At 44.2% G+C, this 25443-nt stretch carries 15 protein-coding genes; 5 read left to right on the plus strand and 10 right to left on the minus strand.

The window, feature by feature from the left end:
* The first annotated feature begins 108 nt into the window (after positions 1-108).
* The 5 genes from FCV43_RS14215 to FCV43_RS14235 all read left to right on the plus strand — a co-directional run bounded on the left by FCV43_RS14215 (position 109) and on the right by FCV43_RS14235 (position 8659).
* Positions 109-1839, plus strand: a complete 1731-nt coding sequence (locus tag FCV43_RS14215) for a glycoside hydrolase family 9 protein (RefSeq protein ID WP_136995557.1) — start codon at positions 109-111, stop codon at positions 1837-1839.
* Positions 1839-2714 (plus strand): N-acetylglucosamine kinase, encoded by an 876-nt coding sequence (locus FCV43_RS14220; RefSeq protein WP_017054134.1) that lies wholly within the window; start codon positions 1839-1841, stop codon positions 2712-2714. The genes FCV43_RS14215 and FCV43_RS14220 overlap by 1 nt, the downstream gene beginning before the upstream one ends.
* A gap of 26 nt (positions 2715-2740) precedes the next feature.
* Positions 2741-4678, plus strand: a complete 1938-nt coding sequence (locus tag FCV43_RS14225) for a beta-N-acetylhexosaminidase (RefSeq protein WP_136995558.1) — start codon at positions 2741-2743, stop codon at positions 4676-4678.
* 89 nt (positions 4679-4767) lie between these two features.
* Positions 4768-7173, plus strand: a complete 2406-nt coding sequence (locus tag FCV43_RS14230; RefSeq protein WP_136995559.1) for a GH36-type glycosyl hydrolase domain-containing protein — start codon at positions 4768-4770, stop codon at positions 7171-7173.
* Between the two features lie 73 nt (positions 7174-7246).
* Positions 7247-8659, plus strand: coding sequence for a phosphoglucomutase/phosphomannomutase family protein (locus tag FCV43_RS14235; protein ID WP_136995597.1), 1413 nt, complete (start codon positions 7247-7249; stop codon positions 8657-8659).
* A 177-nt stretch (positions 8660-8836) separates the two neighbouring features.
* Here FCV43_RS14235 and FCV43_RS14240 read toward each other — a convergent pair whose 3' ends face one another.
* The 10 genes from FCV43_RS14240 to hrpB all read right to left on the minus strand — a co-directional run bounded on the left by FCV43_RS14240 (position 8837) and on the right by hrpB (position 25426).
* Entirely contained in the window at positions 8837-9865 is a 1029-nt protein-coding gene (locus tag FCV43_RS14240) for an ABC transporter ATP-binding protein (protein ID WP_113799227.1), read from the minus strand.
* Positions 9865-11490 carry an ABC transporter permease gene (locus tag FCV43_RS14245; RefSeq protein WP_136995560.1) on the minus strand — a complete coding sequence of 542 codons (1626 nt, stop codon included), beginning with the start codon at positions 11488-11490 and terminating at the stop codon, positions 9865-9867. Before FCV43_RS14245 ends, FCV43_RS14240 begins: the two co-directional genes overlap by 1 nt.
* Before the next feature lie 96 nt (positions 11491-11586).
* Entirely contained in the window at positions 11587-12600 is a 1014-nt protein-coding gene (locus FCV43_RS14250) for a Fe(3+) ABC transporter substrate-binding protein (protein WP_136995561.1), read from the minus strand.
* Between the two features lie 152 nt (positions 12601-12752).
* On the minus strand, positions 12753-13982 hold the full coding sequence (locus FCV43_RS14255; RefSeq protein WP_136995562.1) for an ammonium transporter: 1230 nt from the start codon (positions 13980-13982) through the stop codon (positions 12753-12755).
* A gap of 26 nt (positions 13983-14008) precedes the next feature.
* Positions 14009-14347, minus strand: coding sequence for a P-II family nitrogen regulator (locus FCV43_RS14260; protein ID WP_017054142.1), 339 nt, complete (start codon positions 14345-14347; stop codon positions 14009-14011).
* Positions 14348-14546: 199 nt separating this feature from the next.
* Positions 14547-14921 carry a YacL family protein gene (locus FCV43_RS14265; RefSeq protein WP_113799235.1) on the minus strand — a complete coding sequence of 125 codons (375 nt, stop codon included), beginning with the start codon at positions 14919-14921 and terminating at the stop codon, positions 14547-14549.
* A gap of 268 nt (positions 14922-15189) precedes the next feature.
* Positions 15190-17778: a bifunctional aconitate hydratase 2/2-methylisocitrate dehydratase gene (gene acnB, locus FCV43_RS14270; RefSeq protein ID WP_017054144.1), complete on the minus strand. Its 2589-nt coding sequence runs from the start codon at positions 17776-17778 to the stop codon at positions 15190-15192.
* Positions 17779-18053: 275 nt separating this feature from the next.
* Entirely contained in the window at positions 18054-20351 is a 2298-nt protein-coding gene (locus FCV43_RS14275) for a patatin-like phospholipase family protein (protein WP_136995563.1), read from the minus strand.
* A gap of 165 nt (positions 20352-20516) precedes the next feature.
* Complete coding sequence (gene mrcB, locus FCV43_RS14280) at positions 20517-22955, minus strand: penicillin-binding protein 1B (protein ID WP_240697168.1); 2439 nt, start codon at positions 22953-22955, stop codon at positions 20517-20519.
* Between the two features lie 5 nt (positions 22956-22960).
* A complete protein-coding gene (gene hrpB, locus FCV43_RS14285; protein ID WP_136995564.1) occupies positions 22961-25426 on the minus strand; it encodes an ATP-dependent helicase HrpB in 2466 nt (821 codons plus the stop codon).
* Between the last annotated feature and the right edge of the window lie 17 nt (positions 25427-25443).

Genomic DNA, 25443 nt, shown 5'->3' on the forward strand with positions numbered 1-25443 from the left:
TGATAAATCAGGAGCGGCTCTTGAACTGCCTCAGGAGTTGCTCCAACCAAAAATAAAATGAATGTCATACACAAACAATAACAAAAATAATAATGTACGGAGTTTTTAATGCTGCTACTGACTAACCATATTGGCTATGAAGCAAATGGTCCTAAACAGGCTATTTTGCTTACTAAAAAGGAGCGCTTATCTAATGATATCGCTTTATTGGTTTGTGCTGATAACCATACCACAGTAGCGAGTTACCATTTAACTCAACATGGCCAAGTCGCAAAATGGCACCAAGGTCAGTTCTATCACTTAGATTTCTCATTACATACTCACCCTGGTCGCTACTATTTAAAATTTGATCATATCCGTTCTGAAGTATTTGAAATTGGGACTAGCGTTCTTATGCAGCGCACTTTTTCTGACTTACTGCACTACTTTAAGTCTCAACGCTGCGGTGGCACCTTTGATCAACAAGATCATAATGTCCCACTTTATGGCTCGAATGAAACCGTTGATGTACATGGTGGTTGGTACGACGCTTCCGGCGATGTGAGTAAATATTTAAGCCATCTGTCATACGCGAACTACTTAAACCCACAGCAAATTCCAATGGTGGTTTGGAACATGCTGAAAGGAGATAAACTATTATCGAAACACTCAGAGTTTGCTGCATTTTCTCGCACCCGCCTTAAGGAAGAGGCGCTGTTTGGTGCTGATTTTCTTGTTCGTATGCAGCACTCTGATGGTTTCTTTTTCACTACTGTTTTTGATAAGTGGAGCAAAGACATTTCCCAACGAGAAATCTGTTCATACACCACTCAAGCCGGTCATAAAAACAGTGCCTACCAAGCAGGGTTTAGACAAGGTGGCGGAGTCTCTATTGCCGCTCTCGCAGCTGCGTCTTCTTTAGATATTCATGGTGAATATACGCAACAAATTTACCAAGAAACCGCCGAAAAAGGCTACTGGCACCTAAAAGAGTTCAACACTCGCTACATAGACGATGGCGTTGAAAACATTATTGATGAGTACTGTGCTCTACTCGCCAGTGTCGAGCTTTTCCGAGCAACTAATGATAGTAAATACCTTGTCGAATCCAGAGATTGGGCTCAGCGGTTAAGCCAACGTCAACAGTCAGATGAAAATAATCAACACTTCTGGTCTGCCAACAATGATGGTTCTCGACCTTATTTTCATGCCGCAGAGGCTGGTTTACCGGTTATCGCCCTATGCGAATACTTAACAATCGAAACTCAAGTGATGTTCAGCCAACCAATCAAAAAAGTGATTCAAAACGCTTGTCATTTTGAAATAAACATCACGAGCAAAGTGACCAATCCTTTTGGTTACCCTCGCCAATATGTTAAATCAGTAAACAGTGCCAAACGAGATGCTTTTTTTGTGGCTCACGACAATGAATCTGGTTACTGGTGGCAAGGTGAGAATGCTCGCTTAGGTTCACTTGCATCTATGGCTTACCTCGCTCAAGAGCATTTGGATTGCCATGATCTAAAAACACAATTAACGCAATTTGCTCAAAACGCATTGAACTGGATTGTCGGCCTTAACCCTTACGATATGTCGATGCTGGATGGTCATGGAAAAAATAACCCTAACTACCTCCCTCAATTGGGCTTCTTTAATGCTAAGGGTGGTATTTGTAACGGCATAACTGCTGGTTTTGATAACGAAGAAGACATTGCTTTTAATCCTCTCGGTCAAAAAGACGACATGCTACAGAACTGGCGCTGGGGCGAACAATGGATCCCTCATGGCGCTTGGTACCTACTGGCAATTATGACGCAATTTAATCACACCTCATCTTCACAATCAGAGGAACTATCATAATGAGCTTTTACTATGTTGGTATTGATGGCGGTGGTACTTCATGTCGCGCGCGAATCCGTAACTCTGTGGGGAGTTTAATTGGCGAAGCTAAAAGTGGCAGTGCCAATATTTTACTCGGCGTTGATGTGGCCATGGCTTCGATTCTTCAAGCAATCAAAGAAGCAGCCCTGCAAGGTGGGTTATCCGAATCCAACTTTTCACAAATGCATGTTGGGCTTGCCCTTGCGGGTGCCGAACAAAAATCAGCATGGAAAGCGTTCATGGAACAGCACCACCCTTTTGCCAGCGTCACACTCAATACTGACGCTTATGGTGCTTGTATTGGTGCGCATAACGGTGACAACGGCGCCATCATGATTGCAGGGACTGGTTCATGTGGCATCTATCTACAAGATGGACAGCAGCATGTTGTTGGCGGGCGCGAATTCCCAATTTCAGATCAAGGAGGTGGCGCGGTCATGGGCCTCCACCTTATCCAACAGGTGTTACTCGCTGAAGATGGCATTCGTGAAAAGACACCACTATCCGAACATGTGATGGCGCACTTCAATAATAGTATTGATGACATTGTAGCTTGGTCAAAACAAGCGATTCCTCGAGATTATGGACAGTTTTCTCCTGCGATTTTTGAATTTGCCCTTCAAGCAGATCCACTCGCACTAGAGATGTTGCAACAAACGGCAACAGACATAGAGATGTTTTTAATGGCATTAAATAGACGCGGAGCTACGCGTATCTGTTTAATGGGAAGTATTGCTGAACGGATTGTGAAATGGCTTTCTCCTCCGGTTCAGCAATGGATCGTTGAGCCTCAATTCGATGCGATTGAAGGTGCAATTATGTTCGCGGGAAAACCCGAACATAACTTGTATTGATAAGCGATGAGATCTTAGGAGTAAGTATGGATTATCGTATTGATTTAGCGGTTCTTTCAGAACAGAAACAGAACTGCCGATTTGGATTAACACTACACAATTTAAGCGATCAAGATCTAACAGATTGGTCTCTGCATTTTGCTTTTGACCGATTTATTCAAGTTGATAGTTTGTCGCAAGGTGTACTAGAGCAAATCGGTTGTTACTGTTCAGTCACGCCCGATGTCGCGACTCTCAAAGCTAACCATCATTTCTATTGTGAATTTAGTGTACAAACCGCCCCATTCCGCTTTCTGACTGATGGGTTCAATGACGCTTTTATTCAAATCAATCGTTCAAATAGCCACAACACTGAGAATAAAGAGCTGCTTCCTGTAGTGATAACCCCTATCGTTCTCGCTTCACCTTATCGGGAACGGGAAGATATTCCTCAAGTAGAAGCCAACAAAGTCGCGCTGATCCCACAGCCCAATAAATCCAACTTTTTTGATGGATATTACCGACTCTCAAGTGATAGCCAGATAACCCTAAAAGCATCGCATGCCGATCATGCTGCAACTTGGTTACAGGAAGAGCTAGAGCACTTGTTCGAGTATCACTTCAAAGCGATTGGTAAAGGCGATGTTTTATTTAGAAGTAACCCGACTTTAGACGAAGGTCAGTACGTACTGAATGTTGATCGTCAAGGCATTCGATTAGAGTCAGGCACTCCGCTTGGATTCACACATGCTTGCGCAACACTATTACAACTCATAACTCGTGATAGCGACGGCCAAGGGCTCTCTGTACCTTACTGCAAAATATCTGACTCACCACGCTTTCGTTACCGTGGCATGATGCTCGACTGCGCGCGACATTTTCATCCAGTTGATCAAGTAAAACGCTTAATCAACCACCTTGCTCATTACAAATTCAACACCTTCCATTGGCACCTAACGGATGACGAAGGGTGGCGAATCGAAATTAAAGCGTTCCCACAATTAACTGAGATTGGAGCATGGCGCGGAGTAAATGAAAGAATCGAACCGCAATATACAAACCTAGCAAATCGGTATGGTGGGTTCTACACGCAACAAGAGATCAAAGATGTCATCGCCTACGCTGAGATGCGCGGAATCACTGTCATTCCAGAAATTGATATTCCCGGTCACTGTCGCGCGGCGATTAAATCATTACCTGAATTATTAGTCGATACAGACGACACCACCGCTTATCGCAGCATTCAGCACTATTCAGACAACGTGCTTAACCCTGCACTTGAAGGCACATATCAATTTTTAGATGCCGTTATTGAAGAAGTAGCGCAATTATTCCCAGCGACTTTCATTCATATGGGAGCCGATGAAGTACCTAATGGAGTTTGGACACAGAGTCAAAAATGCCAAGACTTAATGCAAGAGCATGGCTATCAAGATACCAAAGAGTTACAAGGGCACCTCTTCCGCTATGCCGAGAAAAAACTCAAAGCTTTAGGCAAACGCATGGTCGGATGGGAAGAAGCTCAGCATGGCAACAAAGTCAGTAAAGACACGGTTATCTACTCATGGTTGAGTGAAGAAGCGGCAGTAAATTGCGCGAGACAAGGCTTTGATGTCGTACTGCAACCCGCGCAATACACCTATCTCGACATGACACAAGACTATGCGCCAGAAGAACCAGGTGTGGATTGGGCTTGCGTGATCCCACTCCTTCAAGCTTACCACTATGAGCCTCTCGCTGAAATTCCAGAGTCGGACCCGATAAGAAAACGGATTTTAGGTATCCAATGCGCTTTATGGTCTGAAATCATCAATAACCAGTCTCGCATGGACTACATGGTTTTCCCCCGTTTAACGGCAATGGCAGAAGCGTGCTGGACAGAAAAACCAAACCGAGATTGGCACTGTTATCTCTCTCGATTAAAAGGACATTTGCCTTTGCTCTCAAAGCAAGGTGTGAACTTCCGCTCCCCATGGAAAAACTAACGACGTCTAGAAAAAGATTCTAGAACGATACTAATTGTGAATTTTTAGCTGCCCATTCCCCATTGCAGCTTGTTAAAAAGGAAAAGACCATGAAATACGGCTATTTCGATAATGAAAATCGTGAATACGTCATTACACGACCTGACGTACCTGCACCTTGGACAAATTATTTAGGGACCGAGAAATTTTGTACCGTTATTTCACACAATGCTGGGGGGTATTCGTTCTATAACTCCCCTGAACACAATCGCGTCACTAAGTTTCGTCCAAACGCATCATTTGATCGTCCAGGACACTATGTTTACCTCCGCGATGATGAAACTGGCGATTACTGGTCAATTTCATGGCAACCCGTTGCAAAAAGCTTAGATGAAGCAAGTTATGAAGTTCGTCATGGTTTGTCATATTCAAAGTTCAAATGTGATTACAACGGCATTCAAGCAACTAAAACACTATTTGTACCAAAAGGTGAAGATGCGGAAGTTTGGGATGTGGTCTTAAAAAACACTAGCGATAAGCCGCGTACCATCAGTGCATTCTCATTTGTGGAGTTCTCATTTAGTCATATTCAATCAGACAATCAAAATCACCAGATGTCACTCTACTCTGCTGGCACTGAATATAAAGATGGAGTGATTGAATACGATCTTTACTACAACACCAATGATTTTGAAGGCTTCTACTATTTAGCCTCTACATTCTCTCCAGATAGCTACGATGGCCAGCGTGATAACTTCTTAGGCGCTTACCGTGATGAAGCGAACCCCATTGCAGTTGAACAAGGTAAGTGCTCAAACAGCGCACAAACTTGTTACAACCACTGTGGTTCACTGCATAAACAGTTCGTAATTCAACCCGGAGAAGAGATTCGCTTTGCTTACATTCTAGGTTTAGGCAAAGGGAATGGCGCAAAACTTCGTAAAAAGTATCAAGATCCAGCCAATATCGATGCGGCATTTGCTGGCATTAAAGATCACTGGGAACAACGTTGTAATAAATTCCAAGTGAAATCACCAAATGAAGGCTTGGATACCATGATCAACACATGGACGCTTTATCAAGCGGAAACCTGTGTTGTTTGGTCGCGCTTTGCCTCTTTTATCGAGGTTGGAGGACGTACTGGCCTTGGTTATCGTGACACGGCTCAAGACGCAATCTCTGTTCCCCACTCAAACCCAAGCATGACACGTAAGCGTTTAGTTGATCTATTAAGAGGCCAAGTAAAAGCGGGTTACGGTTTACACCTATTTGATCCTGATTGGTTTGATCCTGAGAAAGCTGACGTGGAGCCATCGAAATCACCAACGGTTGTCCCGACGCCAAGCGATGAAGATAAGATACATGGTATTGACGATACCTGTTCTGATGATCACCTATGGATCGTTCCAACCATCTGTAAATACGTGATGGAAACAGGCGAAGAGACTTTCTTTGATGAAGAGATCCCATACGCTGATGGTGGCATCGCAACAGTCTATGATCATATGAAAGCGGCGCTAGACTTCTCGGCACAATACGTCGGTAATACAGGTATCTGTAAAGGTTTGCGTGCCGACTGGAATGACTGTCTGAACCTAGGTGGCGGTGAGTCATCGATGGTCTCTTTCCTTCACTACTGGGCACTACAAGAATTTATCGACCTAGCAAAATATCTTGGCCGTAATGACGATGTAGATGCATACACCACAATGGCAGAGGGCGTACGCCAAGCTTGTGAAACCCACTTATGGGATGATGAAGGGGGTTGGTATATACGCGGTCTAACCAAAGATGGCGACAAAATTGGTACCGCACAACAGACCGAAGGCCGTATCCATCTAGAGTCGAACACTCTGGCAGTACTGTCTGGTGCCGTATCTCAAGAGCGCGGTGAAATCGCAATGAACTCTGTCGATGAACACCTCTACTCAGAATATGGCCTGCACCTTAACTCACCTTCATTCTCCACCCCCAACGATGATATTGGTTTTGTTACCCGTGTTTATCAAGGTGTAAAAGAGAACGGCGCGATTTTCTCCCACCCTAACCCGTGGGCATGGGTTGCTGAAGCCAAGCTTGGTCGCGGAGATCAAGCGATGAAGTTCTATGACGCTCTAAACCCATACAATCAAAACGACATGATTGAAACTCGCTACGCTGAACCATACTCATACGTACAGTTCATCATGGGACGTGATCACCAAGACCATGGGCGAGCAAACCACCCATGGCTAACCGGAACTTCAGGTTGGGCTTACTTCGCCGTGACCAACTTTATGCTTGGTGTTCGCCTTGGTTTTGATGGCCTTGTGATTGACCCGTGTGTGCCAAATGCATGGCCTGGTTTTGAAGTTCGCCGTGAATGGCGCGATGCGGTTTATAACATCGAAGTACAAAATCCAGATTCAGTGAGCAAAGGCGTAAAAACCATCACGCTAAATGGCGAGGTGGTCGAAGGTGCAATTCCAGCACAGCCACAAGGGAGCGTTAACCACGTTGTCGTAATACTAGGCTAATTTTTAGGGGGAGAATCATCCCCCTACTTTTAATTTTTGCTCGTTAGAGCGTGAGAGAGATAGGATGTCTACTATGATCAAGTTTGGTACAGGTGGCTGGCGCGCCTTTATTGGTGAAGAGTTTACGAAAGACAATGTTCGTCTTGTTGCTCAATCTGTTGCCAATATCATGTTAAATGAACAAGTGGCAGATAAAGGGTTTATTATCGGCTATGACCGTCGATTTTTATCGGATAAAGCCGCTAGTTGGTTTGCTGAGGTACTCGCCGCAAATGGCATTAAAGTCAGCTTCATTAATCGATTTGTCCCAACGCCAATCGTAATGTTTAAAGCGAAAGAGATGGGCTGTGCCTACTCAGCTTGTATTACGGCTTCACATAATCCTGCCGATTACAACGGTATAAAAATCTTCATTGAAGGTGGGCGCGATGCTGACGAAATTATTACTCAAAAAATTGAAGACCAGATAGCTAATTTAGAATTAAGTGATGTGGAATCCGTCGATTTTGAACAAGCTATCAACGATAAAGCCATTGAAATCATCAACCCGATGAATGAATTTGTTGACTCAATCATCGACTTTATCGATATCGAATCAATCAAAAAAGCGAACCTTAGAGTATTGATTGACCCAATGTTTGGAGTTGCGAAAAATGCATTACAAACCGTTCTGATCAATGGCCGCTGTGATGTCGATGTGATTAACGATGGCAAAAACCCTGACTTTGGAGGCTTGATGCCTTCTCCTAATGCCTCGACCCTTTATCGTTTGAAGCACCTAGTGGCAGCGGAAGGTTACGACATTGGAATCGGTACCGATGGTGATGCAGACCGTTTAGGTATCATTGATGAAAAAGGTAACTTTATTCATCCTAATGAAGTCCTGATGCTGCTGTATTACTACTTGCTTGAGTACAAAGGATGGAAAGGGTCTGTAGTCAGAAATATCGCCACAACTCACTTACTTGATAAAATTGCCGCAGATCATGACGAAAAATGCTTTGAGGTTCCAGTGGGCTTTAAGCACATCAGTTCACAAATGGAAGCCGATGACTCACTTCTTGGTGGCGAGAGCTCTGGTGGTTTAACTATTCGAGGTCACATTAAAGGCAAAGATGGCGTCTTTGCATCAAGCTTGCTTGTCGAAATGATCAGCTCTACCGGGAAAAAATTATCGGAACTGCTTGATGAGATCTACAGAAAGTACGGTTACGCCTACACCGCCGAGGGCGACTGTACGTTCAAACCTGCTCAAAAAGAGGTGCTGTATGACAAGATTTATATTGAGAAAAAACTGCCAGATTTTGAGTTCGAAATAGAAAAAGTGAGCTATGAAGATGGCGCAAAAGTTTACTTTAAAAACGGAGGTTGGGTCATTGCTCGCTTCTCTGGAACAGAACCACTGCTAAGAATTTTTTCTGAAATGGCAGATAAAGACACTGCAGAACGTGTTCTTCAACAAGTAAAAGACTTCCTCGCTTTGTAGGAGTTCTCACTTGTACACCTGCTCAATGAGCTCCCTATAGGTGAAGAGCACTTGCCCAGCGTGAATGCGCTGGGCCTTTTTCTATCTAGGCAATAACATTTCGGCTAATAGTATTTGGCTAATCATGTTGGAGCCATTACATTTAAAGTAATCGCATTTGAAGAACTAGCCTTTTAGCTAAAAAGCTAACACGCCATTCATATCCACATGCACAGAGACCGCTTGCCCTATCACTAATGCCTCAGTTGAACTTGCGAGTAGCCGATTACCATTTGCTTCAATAACATAACGGCAATGATCACCCATGAAGTGCTGTTCTAACACAAAGACAGAACTCTCTTCCGTCGCTGTAATTTGGATATGTTGCGGGCGAAGTAACAACTCACATTCAGCATTAATTGCGACCTCTGTTTTGATTTGAGCTTCGACGACACCCAGTGCCGTTTGAAACTCGGTCAAAGAGATTCGTGTTGCAGACACATAGCTTCCGCCACCAAGAAAATCTGCCACAAACTTACTTGAAGGTTGATAGTACAACTCCGAAGCCGTGCCGTACTGCTCAATGACACCATGATTCATCACCGCCATTTTATCAGCAAAAGCGAACGCTTCCTCTCTAGAGTGAGTCACAAAAATTGCGGTGACACCCTGCTTTTTAAAAATCTTACGGATCTGACTAATTAGCTCATGACGGACTTGAGTATCAATATTGGAAAACGGTTCATCAAGCAACAATAGATCGGGTTTGTAAGCTAACGAACGAGCAATCGCCACACGCTGTTGCTGTCCACCAGACAACTGATGTGGGTATCGATCACCGTAACCGTCGAGGTGAACTAAACTCAACATCTCTTCGATCTTTTCGCGTCGAGACTCAGATGAGAGATCTCGCAAGCCAAACGCAATATTATCAGCCACCGTCAAATGAGGGAAAAGCGCATAGTCTTGAAAGATCATACCGATATTACGCTGCTCCGGAGGCAGCCAGTTTTCACCGTCATCAATCGTCAAACAGTTTAAACTCATCACTCCACTACTTAGTGGAAGCAAGCCTGCAATCGCTTTTAGTAAGGTCGTTTTGCCACAGCCACTCGCCCCTAAAAGACAAACAATTTCACCATGCTCAACATCCAAAGATAACGACTCTAATATTGTTTGAGAGTCATATTTACAGGTTAAGTTTTGAATCGATAATGCACAGCTCATTAGTGAGTTTTCTCCAAAGAACGGTTAACAATAACAAGAGGAATTAACCCCACTAAGACCAATAATACCGCAGGCAAAGCAGCAAGCTCTAAGTGCTCGTCTGATGCGTAGTTGTACACATAGGTGGCCAACGTTTCAAAGTTAAAAGGACGCAATAACAGAGCAGCATTAAGCTCTTTCATTGATTCAATAAACACTAATAAACCCGCAATCAATGCTCCACGCTTGATCAGTGGGAAATGCACCCGACGTAACATTTGGTTGGCGTTACATCCCATTGTTCTTGATGCCATATCAAGTGAGGGGGGTACTTTATTTAGGCTACTTTCAATACTGCCGATTGCCACCGCTGAAAAGCGCACAACAAGAGCAAAAATCAAAGCGAACATTGAACCAGAAAAAATAAGCCCAGGTCGTCCCCACTCCATGTATTTAGCGAAATCATTGATTGAGTGATCCATCACCAACACGGTTACCATAACCCCTATCGCCAGCACTGTTCCAGGGACAGCATAGCCCAGAGAAGAGAAACGCATAAATCCGAGACTAATACGGTTTGGACTTAGGCGATGGTAAAAATTCACAACCAATGCGACTAACACACCAAAAAACGCAGCCGAAAGAGAAACTTGCAAACTGTTTATCGCGAATTCACGAAACTCCGGCGTCCAGCTTTGAGCAAAATATTTGTACGCATAAATGATCAGTTGCATCAGTGGAAAGATGAAAGCGACGCCAACTAATCCCCAGCACCATACTAGGGCTAGCCACTTCTTCCAACCTTGTAATTCATAACGAAAGTCATCATGGCTGCTAAATTGATTCTGAAACAATTTTTGCTTACGACGGCTATACCGCTCAGCACTTAATAGAATAATGACGATCACTAACATTAAGGCAGAAATTTTAGCCGCAGCAGTTAAATTTGAATACCCAAGCCAAGTATCATATACCGCTGTCGTGAGCGTGCTGACCGCAAAATAACTCACCGTACCAAAATCCCCTAAGGTTTCCATTGCGACTAACGAAAGGGCAACAGCTATAGATGGGCGAACGAGAGGTAATGAAATTCGACGAAAGCTTTCCCAAGGAGAGCATTTAAGCAACCTTGCTGACTGCAACAAAGAGATGCTTTGCTCCATAAAAGCGGCACGGCATAGTAGGTAGACGTAAGGATATAACACTAACGAAAGGACAACTGTTGCCCCAGCCAATGTTCGAATATCAGGGAACCAGTACTCTCCGGGGCCCCAACCTGTAATGTCCCGCAACCAGACTTGTATTGGACCGGCAAAATCAAACCAATCCGTAAAGATATAGCCAATAATATAACCCGGCATCGCCAGCGGCAGTACAAGTGCCCACTGCAACCATTTTTCGCTTGGGATACGGCACATCGCCATGATCCAAGCACTTGGAATACCAAAAATGAGAGAAAGGAACATCACCCCCACAACGAGCATGACGGTATTATAAGTATAGGTGGGCATCACTGTGGACATCAGATGAGAAAACACATCGTCAGTTTCACCAACAGCGGTATAGAAGATCGCTAAGATCGGCAAAACCAGTAATAGAGCAAGGCTCCCACTACTGGTTTTCCATAAAGAGTTTTTTTCTTTCATTGCCTAATTACATCAAGGCTATGAGACATATTTACCATGGCAAATACATCTCATACTCCTTTAAAAATAAGGGTACTGTTATACCCTTAGTTTCAATTAAAGGTCAAATTTCACTTCATCTAGAAGTTTAATCGCGTCTGCATGGTGTGATGCGATATCATCTAAAGATAGCTTATCGGCATTGAAATCACCCCATGAAGCTACAAGTTCAGAACGCTTAACGCCCACTTTTACAGGGTACTCATAGTTCACTTCTGCATACATCTGCTGAGCTACATCACCCGTTAGGAATTCCATTAGCTTAACTGCGTTGTCTTTGTTTGGTGCAAATTTAGCAAGAGCCATACCGCTGATATTAACGTGTGTGCCTTGAGCAGCTTGGCCTGGGAAGTTAATATAAACTGAATCTGCCCATGCTTTTTGATCTTTATCGTTAACCATCTTACCTAGGTAGTAGCTATTACCTAAAGAAACGTCACATAGACCTTCTTTAATCGCTTTTACTTGTGCGCGGTCGTTTCCTTGAGGCTTACGAGCTAAGTTTGCTTTCACACCCTCAAGCCATGCTTTTGTTTCAGCTTCACCTTTATGAGCAATCATTGATGAAACTAAAGAGACATTGTATGGGTGCTTACCACTACGTGTACAAATCTTGCCTTTGAATTCAGGATTAACTAGATCTGAGTAGTTAAATTCTTGACCTAATTTACCAACACGGTCACGTGATGAGTAAACATTACGTGTACGCAGTGTCAGAGCAAACCATTCATTTTCTTTATCTTGATATTGCGCAGGAACGTTCGCTTCGATAATTTTGCTTTCTACTGCTTGAACAAGGTTCTTGTTCGTCAATTCAGCAAGACGGCTGATATCCGTAGTTAATACAACGTCCGCTGGGCTGTATTCACCTTCTTGAGCTAACTTTTCTGCTAGGCCCTTTTTAGCAAACTTCACATTTACCTTGATGCCCGTTTCTTTAGTGAATTCTTTAAACATAGGCTCAACTAAGAAAGGTTGACGGTAAGAGTAGACGTTTACTTCTTCAGCAGCCATTGCAGTTGATGTTAATACGCTACAAGCGAGCGCTGAAAGAGTTAGCAGTTTTTTCATCATCGAGTTCCTTGAGTTTCGTAATGATAACGTTTATCAGTCGCGTTATTATATTCATCTTTATTTAGAATACAATGATCTGTGACAAAAAAACCTGCCAACTAATGACAGGTTTGTTATTAACTACGAAACAATAGCTGAAATTGTGATCTCTATTTCACAGTCACAAACTCAGGATAAGCCCCTACTCCACAATCGTGCATATCCATTCCTTCTTGCTCTTCGTCTTCTGTCACACGAATTCCCATTGTGGCTTTCAACACGGCCCATACTACTAAACTCGCACCAAATACCCATGCAAAGATAACTGCAGCACCTAACAATTGAGCACCGAATGACGCATCAGCATTGCTAAACGGAACTACCATCAAGCCAAAGAAACCACATACACCATGCACTGAAATCGCGCCAACCGGATCATCAACTTTCACTTTATCAAGAGCGATAATACTAAATACTACTAATGCACCCGCACCAACACCAATCGCAACCGCATAGAGTGGCGACGGTGAAAGAGGATCTGCAGTGATTGCCACTAGACCTGCTAACGCACCATTCAATACCATTGTTAAGTCTGCTTTACCCCAAGTGGTTTTACATACTAGTAGTGCTGCAATCGCGCCAGCAGCCGCTGCTGCGTTAGTGTTTAAGAAGATTTGCCCCACAGCTGTCGCGTTCTCGAAATCTGAAACCATCAATTGAGAGCCGCCATTAAAACCGAACCAACCGAACCAAAGAATAAAGGTACCTAACGTTGCAAGCGGCATGTTTGAACCAGGAATCGGGTAAATTTCACCGTTCTTACCATATTTACCTTTACGAGCCCCCAGTAGTAAAACGCCCGCTAACGCCGCAGCAGCACCAGCCATGTGTACGATACCTGAACCTGCGAAGTCACTGAAACCAGCCTCAGATAAGAAACCACCACCCCAAGTCCAGTAACCTTCCATTGGGTAGATAAACGCTGTCAGTACCACAGAGAAGATAAGGAATGACCAAAGCTTCATACGTTCAGCAACGGCACCCGATACCACAGACATAGCGGTTGCCACGAATACAACCTGGAAGAAGAAATCAGACTCTAGAGAGTGGTCTGCGCCTTCGCCTTGCGTGCCAATTAGAGTACCAAAGGAGGGTAACCAGCCGCCTTCACCGTTATCTACATACATAATGTTGTAACCAACGACTAAGAAAGTGGTACAAGCAATCGCGTACAAACAAATGTTCTTAGTTAAAATTTCTGTGGTGTTCTTTGAACGAACTAGGCCAGCCTCTAACATCGCGAAGCCTGCTGCCATCCACATGACTAACGCACCTGAAATGAGGAAGAAAAAAGTGTCTAGTGCGTAACGTAGTTCCGTTACTGTTGTTGTAAGTTCCATATTAAGTCTCCAATCCTTGTCTTTCTTTAAAGTGCTTCAGCATCCATTTCACCAGTACGAATTCGCACGGCTTGGCTTAGGTCATACACAAAAATCTTACCATCACCGATTTTTCCTGTATGAGCAGCCTTGGTAATCGCTTCAACCACTCTATCCACATTCTCTGCTTGAGTGGCGATTTCTAATTTAACCTTTGGCAAAAAGTCCACTTGATATTCAGCGCCACGATAAAGCTCTGTATGACCCTTTTGACGACCAAAGCCTTTTACTTCAGAAACCGTCATTCCTTCGATTCCAGCCTCCGCCAACGCTTCACGCACATCATCTAACTTGAATGGTTTCACTATCGCATTAATCAATTTCATATCGTTCCCTCGAAAATTATTCCTTTTACACTTTCTAATAATCAAGTTGCATGCCAAATCAATAACTCATTGATAAATAACAATTAGGTGCATTTTCATCGATATATAAAAAAAGAGCTGCACCAGTTCGGTGCAGCTCTTTCCCAAATATAATGCGCAATCCGCTATAGCTCCAAAGCGGTGCAAAACTTAATTTATCCTAGACATAACCAATAAAATCTTTCCAACGTTCAATCAATAACTCAAAATCTTCTAGGCCACAACTTGCGGTACTTTCACAGTTATAATAATCATATTCGCTATGCTGCTCTTCCAACTCAGCATCATGATCTAAACTATTTTCTTGAACGGTTACTTCATCTTCACAAATGACGAGGCTAATTTCTGTCCCTAATAATTTTTGTTCTTTCGACGTTCGCAGTTGAGCCTCATCAAGTAACGCACAGACTTGATCAATCTTCTGTCTATTGGTTCCAATCTCTTCTTGCAACCAACGACCAATAATCTCATGCCCCATGCTGCACTTTACGTAGTACTCACCCATTAAAGTGTTTCTTGTAAATTCGAATTCCATAAAGGCTCCACGCGCTAATCACAGACAGGGTAAAAAATGAGGCGAGAGTATATAGTGAAGTCACCAAGAGATCGAGTCACTCATCACCTAACATACAGACATAAAAAAAACGCCTACCGAAGTAGACGCTCTATCATTTGGGTTCCTCTAAATAGTTGGAGTTGCAGCTAGGCGACAAGTACGTTCATCCCTATGAGCATAGAAGCTCTATGTGATTAGGGTGAACGTACGCAGTCAACAACGCTGCAGCTACAAATATAACGAGGAACTAGGCTGGTTCTTGGAAAATAACAGTGTCTGCTTTTTCCGTGTACTGACCCATTTTATGGAAATTTAGATAACGGTATGTATCCGCAGCGGTCGCATTAATCTTCTCAGCGTACTCCAGGTACTCTTCTTTAGTTGGAATTCGACCTAGAATCGCACCAACAGCAGAAAGCTCAGCAGAAGCGAGATAAACGTTCGCCCCCGTACCCAAACGGTTCGGGAAGTTACGAGTAGACGTCGACATAACCGTAGAAGCATCAGCAACACGTGCTTGGTTACCCATACATAAAGAACAACCCGGAGTTTCAATACGCACCCCAGCACGACCGAAGATGCCGTAATAACCTTCTTCTGTGAGTTGGTCTTTATCCATCTTAGTTGGCGGAGCCACCCATAGGCGAGTGTTTAGAGAACCATTGAACTCTTCAAGCATCTTACCTGCCGCACGGAAGTGACCGATATTCGTCATACAAGAGCCGATGAACACTTCTTGAATCTCAGTACCTTGAACGTCAGAAAGAAGACGAGCATCATCTGGATCGTTTGGTGCACATAGAATTGGCTGATCGATATCAGCAAGATCAATCTCAATAACATGAGCGTATTCAGCATCAGAATCAGCAGAGAGCAACTCAGGGTTCGCTAACCACTCTTCCATTGCCGTAATACGACGCTCAATCGTACGAACATCACCGTAACCTTCAGCAATCATCCACTTAAGCATAACGATATTCGAGTTCAAGTACTCATCGATAGACTCTTGAGACAGCTTCACTGTACAACCTGCAGCCGAACGCTCAGCAGATGCATCAGAAAGCTCAAATGCTTGCTCAACAGATAGGTGCTCAACACCTTCAATTTCTAGTACACGACCAGAGAATTCATTGATCTTACCTGCTTTCTCTACCGTTAGTAGACCTTGCTTAATACCGTAAAGAGGAATGGCATGTACTAGGTCACGTAGCGTGATACCCGGCTGCATTTCGCCTTTAAAACGAACCAAGATAGATTCAGGCATATCAAGAGGCATTACACCCGTTGCCGCAGCAAATGCTACTAAGCCTGAGCCCGCAGGGAATGAAATACCTAGAGGGAAACGAGTATGCGAGTCACCACCAGTACCAACAGTATCAGGAAGAAGCATACGGTTTAGCCACGAGTGGATAACGCCATCACCAGGACGCAGTGAAACACCCGCACGGTTCATAATGAAATCAGGCAGCGTATGGTGAGTGTTTACATCGACTGGTTTCGGGTATGCAGATGTGTGACAGAAAGACTGCATAACAAGGTCTGCTGAGAAGCCAAGACAAGCAAGGTCTTTAAGCTCATCACGAGTCATAGGGCCTGTTGTATCTTGCGAGCCTACGGTTGTCATTTTAGGTTCACAGTACTGGCCAGCACGTACACCTTCAACGCCACATGCTTTACCAACCATCTTCTGAGCTAGCGTGTAGCCTTTATCTGATGCGGATGGGTCGATTGGTTTAGCAAAAAGATCGGTTTCTTCTAGACCTAGAGCATCACGTGCGCGACCCGTTAAGCCACGACCAATGATAAGCGGAATACGACCACCAGCACGCACTTCATCAAGAAGTACCTTGCTTAGTTCGAAGTTTGAAATCACAGAACCGTTTTTGTGAACAACACCTTCGTACGGGTAGATATCAATCACATCACCCATGTTCATGTCTTGTACGTTCAGTTCAATTGGAAGTGCACCTGAGTCTTCCATTGTGTTGTAGAAGATTGGGGCAATTTTACCACCAAGACAAACACCGCCAGTACGCTTGTTTGGTACGAATGGGATATCTTCACCCATAAACCAAAGTACTGAGTTCGTTGCCGATTTACGTGAAGAACCTGTACCAACAACATCACCAACATAAGCCAGTGGAATGCCATCTTTTTGCATTTCTTCAATTTGAGTAATAGGACCAACGCTACCCTGTTCGTCAGGATTAATACCTTCACGTTCCATCTTCAGCATCGCTTTTGCGTGCACTGGAATATCAGGGCGTGACCATGCATCAGGCGCAGGCGATAGGTCATCGGTGTTGGTTTCACCAGTGACTTTAAATACTTTAACCGTGATTTTTTCTGCGACTTTCTCTTTTGACGTAAACCATTCGGCATCAGCCCAAGATTGGAGTACTTGCTGTGCTGAAGCATTGCCTGCTTTCGCTTTCTCTTCTACGTCGTAGAACGCGTCAAACATCAGTAGAGTGTGGGACAGTGCTTTAACAGCGATTGGAGCAAGTTCGGCATCGTCTAGTAGAGAGACTAGAGATTCGATGTTGTAACCGCCTTGCATAGTGCCAAGCAGTTCTGCCGCTTTTGCTTTACTTACTAGTGGAGAAACGACTTCACCTTTAGTGATGGCCGTAAGGAAACCAGCTTTAACATAAGCAGCTTCATCTACACCCGGTGGAATACGGTTTTCTAGTAGGTCAAGAAGGAACGCTTCTTCACCTTGTGGCGGATTCTTTACCAGTTCAATTAATGCGGCTACTTGCTCAGCATCTAGTGGTCTCGGAACGACTCCTTCAGCAGCACGCTCTGCGACGTGTTTACGATAGGCTTCAAGCACGACTTTTTCCTCTCATTGCGGTTCCTCCCTCATTATTTACTCTTTTTATTAAAGAAAAAGGGAGTGAACATCCTTGGAAACTTGGCTCTCCTTTGCCATTGTCCATCACTCTAATCACATTGATGTACAACACCAGAGAGACCAAACGGTGGTGGGGAGAATAGCAAATTTAACGATAAATTAAAATCTTATCATTTTGACCAACATAGCAACTTAAGACTAAAGTTTTATAATTTCGGCCTATTAAGTCGTCAAATTTGCACTTCTGGTAATGGTTATTTAGACGGCGTTCCGATGATCAGATACACCGAGTCGAAATCCTCTTCTGTGCGTCCATAAGCAAACATCACAGGCCCAATAGGTGAATCGATGCCAGCAAAAATAGACGCGGCGTTATACATAGGAGCTTCATTTAGCTTCAGTGAATTATCCGTCCAAACGCCTCCTCTTTCGATCGACGCCCCTAAGTAGACTGGGGATTCAAACAGACCGAAGTCATTGTCAAACCAGCGGTAACGATACACTAGGCTTGCAAAAGCTTTGTTCTGTCCGATGAGGCTATTTCTTGAGATACCCGATAAATTTAAGAAACCGCCTAACTCCCGAGGATCGATCGGTACTAGTGAGTTTTTACTTTCTACGACACCATATTCCGCTTTTGCGACCAAAGTATGTCGTTCATAGCTTCTTGCGGCTTGCAATTCAGCCGATATTTCATAAACCGTATCGGTGATATCTTCTGAAGAGTCGTCAACGTAACCATTGGTATCATCATGTGAAATCAAGTATTCAAGATCAATATATAGCCCTTTTGTTGGTAAACTATAGTGATCTAATGTGTCCAATCGATAACTGACAAACCCACCCATTCGGGTAAACCTGAAATCGCCAAGAGAGGGTAATGTCGAATATTCCGCCGAGCCATCGGTATAGCGAGCACCGATGGTAAACTCTTGCCATAACGCAGCTTGATATCCTAGCTCAAATTCTCCAACCACCTCTTGAAAGGTGACAGGCAAATAATCACGAGAACCTTCTAAAGTCATGTCATCAAAACCGTCCAAAGGGATATTTCGGTTTTGATTGCTATATATCAGTTTGGTAGACGTAAAAAGCTTTTGCCCAGAAAGAATCGGTGAAAAAAATTCGGCTTCAATTCGTTTGTCTGTCCCCATCTCTAGGTTGGTTCGTAGCTCTGCACCATGAGAGTTAATATCGGTAAAGTTACTGGAAAGTCCGATCGAATACTGGCTTTTAGTTGCGAAATCATCCTCAAGGAAAAATCTGAAATTGACGTAATTTGGGCCCCAGGACTTTTCATCAACATCAAAGATAACTTGATTCACACCATCGACTTGATCGTAACGGTAAGTGATCAATTCAAATCGGTCTAATGCATAAAGATCTTGAACACTTTTCTCTATCTCACCCGTTTTCAGAATCCGTCCTGGCTTTAAATCTAAACGGTTAGCGAGAAGCTTGTCACTGTAGTGAGTCTCATTGTTCACCACTATCTCATCGACAACGGTTTCATCACCAAATTGCAACGTCTTTCTGCGATCTTGTATATGATCGATATAAATTTGATAGTTTCGATTTGAAAGCGATAACGCCGCTAATTTATCTTTCACTTTGAGAGTTTCTAAATAACCCTTTTGGTAAGCGTCCGGCATTTTATCAAATTCAGTGGTCTCCATATCCCCAACATCTGGTTGGATATAAAAATCATCATCAGTCAACGTTTCAGCTTGCTTGTGAGTGCTACGACGAACTAGATAATTGGAAAGCTGATCCGCAGCTGTTAAAAACGTCGTAAAATCATCTTCCCCTTTATAATCCGTACTAATATCAACCGCGATAACAATATCAGCCCCCATTGCACGAGCAACGTCGACAGGCATATTGTTGGTGACGCCACCATCGACAAGCATCTGTCCATTGACTTCATACGGAGGCAGCGCACCAGGAACCGACATACTAGACATCATGGCATCGACCAAATAACCGTCTTTCATGATCACTTGTTGTAGTTCTATGATATCGGTAGAGACAGAACGATAAGGGATCACAAGATCATCAAATGAGTCAAACGGCGGCAAGTTACCTGTCGTTTCCCTCAAAATGCGTAACATATTTTGCCCTTGCACTACCCCTTTTGGTGCTCGAACTTCTCCCCAACGTAATCCTATGTCGGTTGTGAGTTGATATCTATCTTCATACTCTTTATCTCGTACACGACGTTGGCTACGGTCCACACGGTCTCGATACCCAGAATTCCAATTGATGGTATAGACAAAGCTTTCAATTTCATCTGCACTCATTCCCATCGCGTACAAGCCGCCTACATAGGCTCCCATGCTGGTTCCTGCAATGTAATCAACCGGGATTTGCATCTCTTCAAGTGCTTTTAATACACCAATATGAGCCGCTCCCTTCGCACCACCGCCTGCTAATACAACAGCAACCTTAGGGCGCGATGCTTCCTTTTCAGAAACGTCTAATGCCCATGCACTAGAGGCTGGCAGTAAACTGCTCAATATTAATAGGAATCCTAAATTGTACTGACGCGCCATTCCAAAATCCTTATATAAAAGTACGTTTTTACTTACCTATGCGAAAAAGCTTTAATGCAAAATAGCTCTTATGAGAGACAGTTCTTATTAAAAATAGCTCTTATGAAAAATAGCCTTTATGCCAAAGGGCACTAATACGAAGAACTTCCCCAAATAAACCTTAACCTACCACTGGAATAATTTTTTAAGCCATTGTTGTGGTCGATTTTCACACCCTTGTTTTAATTGACCTTCACTGTCCCAAACAGGCAGCTTAAAATCACTACCACAATCAAGCTCTAAACCGCCAGATGATGTCGGAGAGAAGCCTAAAGTAGCGATACCCTTCGGCCAAGGCAACCGTAGTTTTTCAGGAATGCGGTGTTGCAGGTAATCAGCGTATACACGCAATGCACCGCTAGAGCCCGTTAGTGTCGTAGGTTTATTGTCATCACGACCTAACCAGATGGTCGTGACTTCACGCCCATCAACGCCAACAAACCAACTGTCTCGGCTGTCGTTACTCGTTCCTGTTTTTCCAGCCAGCGCCGCCCACGCGAATTGATTCTGAAGGAAGCGCCCCGTCCCCTGTGACACACCTTTTTTCATCGCGTAAGTAGTCAGCCAAGCGGCTTGCTGATCAACCGCTTGCGATACTCTTGGAAGTGTTTGATACAACACATCGCCATCTAAATTAACCACAGAACGCAATGCAGAAAGTGGCGCTTTCTTACCTGAATTGGTCAGCGTTTGGTACATCTGCGCCACTTGGTAAGGCGTCAATGAAAATGAACCTAAAAACATCGATGGAACGGGGCGAATTTCGCTGTTATCCACACCCAATTTGACTAATGTTTTTGATACCTCTTTTATCCCCAACTGCATGCCTAACCTGACCGTTGGTACATTCAGAGATTTTGCTAATGCTTGATAGAGTGGCACTTCACCACGGAACTTACGATCGAAATTACGCGGGGACCAAACACTCCCTTTGCTGCCTTTTAAGCTGAGAGGAGAATCCATTAACGTCGAAGCCAGTGAATACTTATCAGGCTGTTCAAGCGCTGTTAAGTATATGGCTGGTTTTACAAGTGAACCGATTGGACGGCTGGCATTTAAAGCTCGGTTAAAGCCATCATATCCCGTACGTTTTCCACCGACCATGGCGCGGATCTCGCCGGAATGGCGATCTACCGCAATCGCAGCAGCCTCTAACTCTTTGCCAGCCCTTTTGGCTAATTCCGGTACTTTTCTGCCAATTGCCTGCTCTAATTTCACTTGAGAAACAGGATCAAGTGACGTGAACACACGCAACCCTGAATCCGAATGGAACCGTGTTCCCAGAGATTCATTTAACTCTATTTTCAATTGTTGGAAATAGGCGGGCTGGCGGCTAGCAATACGTGGATTATCTTGAATATCAAGCGGCCTGCGAGCGGCTTCTTCATACTGACTGGCCGTGAGAGTATCTTGCTGCATCATAAGGCGAAGTACTAAGTCGCGACGTTTCTTAGCGCGTTCAGGGTAGCGGACAGGGTTGTAATAGGAAGGACCTTTCACCATCCCAACCAGCAAGGCTAATTGGTCGATACGCAACTCTTGAATCGGTTGTCCGAAATAGAGCCTCGAAGCCAGCCCAAAACCATGAATTGCTTCGCCACCACTTTGTCCTAAATAGACTTCATTCAAGTACGCTTCTAAGATTCGGTCTTTGCTATAACGGTAGTCCAAAATCAATGCGATATACGCTTCCCGTACTTTTCGCCATAATGTTTTTTCTCTTGATAGAAATAAGTTTTTGGCAAGTTGTTGAGTTAATGTACTTCCCCCTTGAACCGTACGACCCGCTTTGATATTCGCCACCAGAGCACGGGCAATCGCAACAGGCGAAACCCCTTCATGCTGATAAAAATAGCGATCTTCTGTCACGAGCAATGCGTCTACCATTACTTCGGGGAACTGCTCACGGCGTAAGAATAGTCGTTGTTCGTCTTTGCCTTTTTCTAGCATCCCAAGCATCTTCGGCTCAATGCGCAAGTAGCCCATGTCCTGATCTTGTTCTAACGATTGAATGCGCGTAAGGCTCGTCTTATCAAAATGTAACATGACGTGACGATCCGGCTCCGGCCCATCTGTAAATTCGAATGGCCTACGAATCACCTCTATTTTGGTGGACGAAGAGGAGTAATCACCTGGATGACGAGGTTGACGAACCTTACGATAATTGAGCACATCCAACTCATTTTGAACTTGCTTAAGCGCCACCTCTTGACCCGGAGCCAAGTTCAACACTCTCGCATAAACCACCGTAGGCAAATCAAATAGCTGACCTTCAAATCTCTGCTTCACAACGGAATCAAGATACACGCCAATAAAAATCAATAACGCGATGACCGCAATACCGCTTTTCCAACTCACGCCCCACAAAATTCGTAACCAGCTACGTTTCTCTTTCGCTGCCTTTTTACACTTGGTTGTGGTTCGTTTTTTCGGTTTTACAGCCGCTTTTTTTGTCGTCGTGGCTTTTTTTCCACCAGCTGGTTTCTTTTTCGTGGTCTCTTTTTTTTCTGCTGAGCGCTTATTGACCAACGGTTTATCTACTGCTGACTTTTTTAGAGAGTTCATTAACATTATTTATTCAACTGTCGTTTGGTTTTAGTCGTTGCCACATGGTTTGCCGGATCATCAGGCCAAGGATGCTTCGGGTAGCGCCCCTTCATCTCTTTTTGAACCTCTTTGTAGCTTCCACTCCAAAACCCTGCGAGATCTTGTGTTACTTGCAATGGCCTTTGTGCAGGCGATAGTAACTCTAGTACGATTTTTTTTCTGCCTTGAGCAATCATTGGTGAATCATGCTCACCAAAAACTTCCTGAATTCGCACTGAAATGATGGGTTCATTTCCCGTTTGGTAACGAATTACTTTTCGATTTCCCGTTGGCATTTGATAATGAGTCGGCAGCCACTCATCTATCGATTGATTCAAAGGCCAGCCTAAGCGTGCTAATAATGCGGGCACTAACGACATCTTATTCAGCTGTTTGATCGACGTAATAGCGCTCATGTAAGGCGCTAGCCATAATTCAAGATCGGATAATAAACTCTCATCATCCATCGCGGGCCAATCCTGTTCTGGTAGCCACTCAATAGCACAACGAATACGTTTTAATAACGCGATGCTGTTTTCATCCCAGTTCAAACACTCCAACCCTTTTCTGCGGACATAATTGAGCAGAGCTTCGCTCATTTTACTTTGATCAGGCTGACTCATCTCTTTGCGTCGAACGACTAACTTTCCTAAAGTCGTTCGTTGTTCAGCCATTAAGCGACCACGTTTTTCATCCCAATCTACAACTTCGTGAGACACAAACAAAAATGGGAAATGCGCTTCAAGGGCAATGATGTCGACTTCTGCCGCAAGAAAAATCTGACTCGCCTCTTGAGATGAGCGCATCAGATCAATCGCAATAAGATAATCCACATCCGCTAGCGACTGAGACTCATCCATCGCACCACCATGCCCATTGGATAATATAAAACGGCCTGATTGTGCGGAGCGTCGCTGACCTATTCGATCAGGAAAAGCTAAGCTTAAAATGATGCCAACTTGCCGTTCATCGACTTTTTTCACATCAAAGATCACATTAAGCTTTCTAGCTAAAACACTCACACGCTGAGTGATAACCTTCATTTTTGAGTGGTTGGATTGCTTAAAACGACGAAGGGAATGCTGCAAGTTTGCCACGTTACGCTCTGGCTCTTCTAATAACGCCGCCACTAAAATCGCGCAGTGCTGCATATCACTCTGATGCTGGCTGACATGCACCAACATACTGGCAATTCGAGGATCTAACCCTAGCTCATGAGCGCGCTTACCAAATGCGGTTAACTGACCATTCTCCCCTAATATATTTAACGAAGAGAGCAGCGTGGTCGCCTGTTTTAGAGCGGTTGCGGGTGGCTTATCTAACCACGATAACTCATCCACATTCACCGTTCCCCACTGCGCGAGCTCTAGAACGAGTGAAGAGAGATCCGCATGTAATATTTCAGGCTCAGGCACATAAGGTTGCTGAGCCAATTGGGTTTCACTATACAGGCGCAAGCAAATCCCCTCTTCTAACCGCCCCGCACGCCCTGCTCGTTGCTCTGCGGAAGATTGAGCGATTTTAACTTGCTCTAATTTGGTGATCCCCGTTTTGAGATCAAACTTGGCCACTCGCTCTAAACCAGAATCGACGACAAGACGGATACCTTCAATGGTAAGAGAAGTTTCCGCAATATTGGTCGCAAGCACCACTTTACGGCGGCCATTTTCACTTGCTGCAATCGCACGTTGCTGTTGGCTGAAATTCAATTGGCCATACAGAGGACAAATATCAACATCTGGAAGCAAACTGGTTAGCGACACTTCTAGCTGTTTGATCGCACCGACTCCGGGAAGAAAAGCGAGTAAGGAGCCCTCCTCTGTCGTCATCAAATGCTCAATTCTTTTCGCCATTGCAGGCACAAGATACTCATTCACCCCAAGCGCAGAGTAGCGATACTCCACAGGAAAAGAGCGCCCCTGAGATTCCACATAACAAGCTTCGGGCAGCAAAGATTGCAAAGCCTGCTGATCTAACGTTGCAGACATCACCACAATTTTCAGATCATCTCGCAAAGCCTCTTGGATCTCTAAACTTAATGCCAGTGCGGTATCTGCATGTATGCTGCGTTCATGGAACTCATCAAAAATCAGCAAACTCACACCCGACAATTCCGGATCGCTCTGGATCATTCGGGTCATAATGCCTTCGGTGACAATCTCTAGCGTTGTCTGTGAGCTCACTTTGCTTTCACCACGAACTCGATAGCCCACCGACTGCCCAACCGTTTCACCTAACTGCTTTGATAGATACTGAGCAATATTACGAGCCGCTAAACGCCTTGGTTCCAGCATGATGATCTTACCGGCAAGCCCGCCAGTTTTAAGCAATTGGAGAGGGAAATGTGTCGACTTTCCGGCACCGGGAGCCGCTTTTAAGATCAGTTGATGATGACTTTGGACGCCGGTAAGTAACTCGGGCATCACAGCTTCAATAGGCAGTTGTGACAATGGTTAACCCTTATGAT

It is taken from the genome of Vibrio genomosp. F6 (assembly GCF_005146325.1).
In the GTDB taxonomy this organism is placed as follows: domain Bacteria; phylum Pseudomonadota; class Gammaproteobacteria; order Enterobacterales; family Vibrionaceae; genus Vibrio; species Vibrio cortegadensis.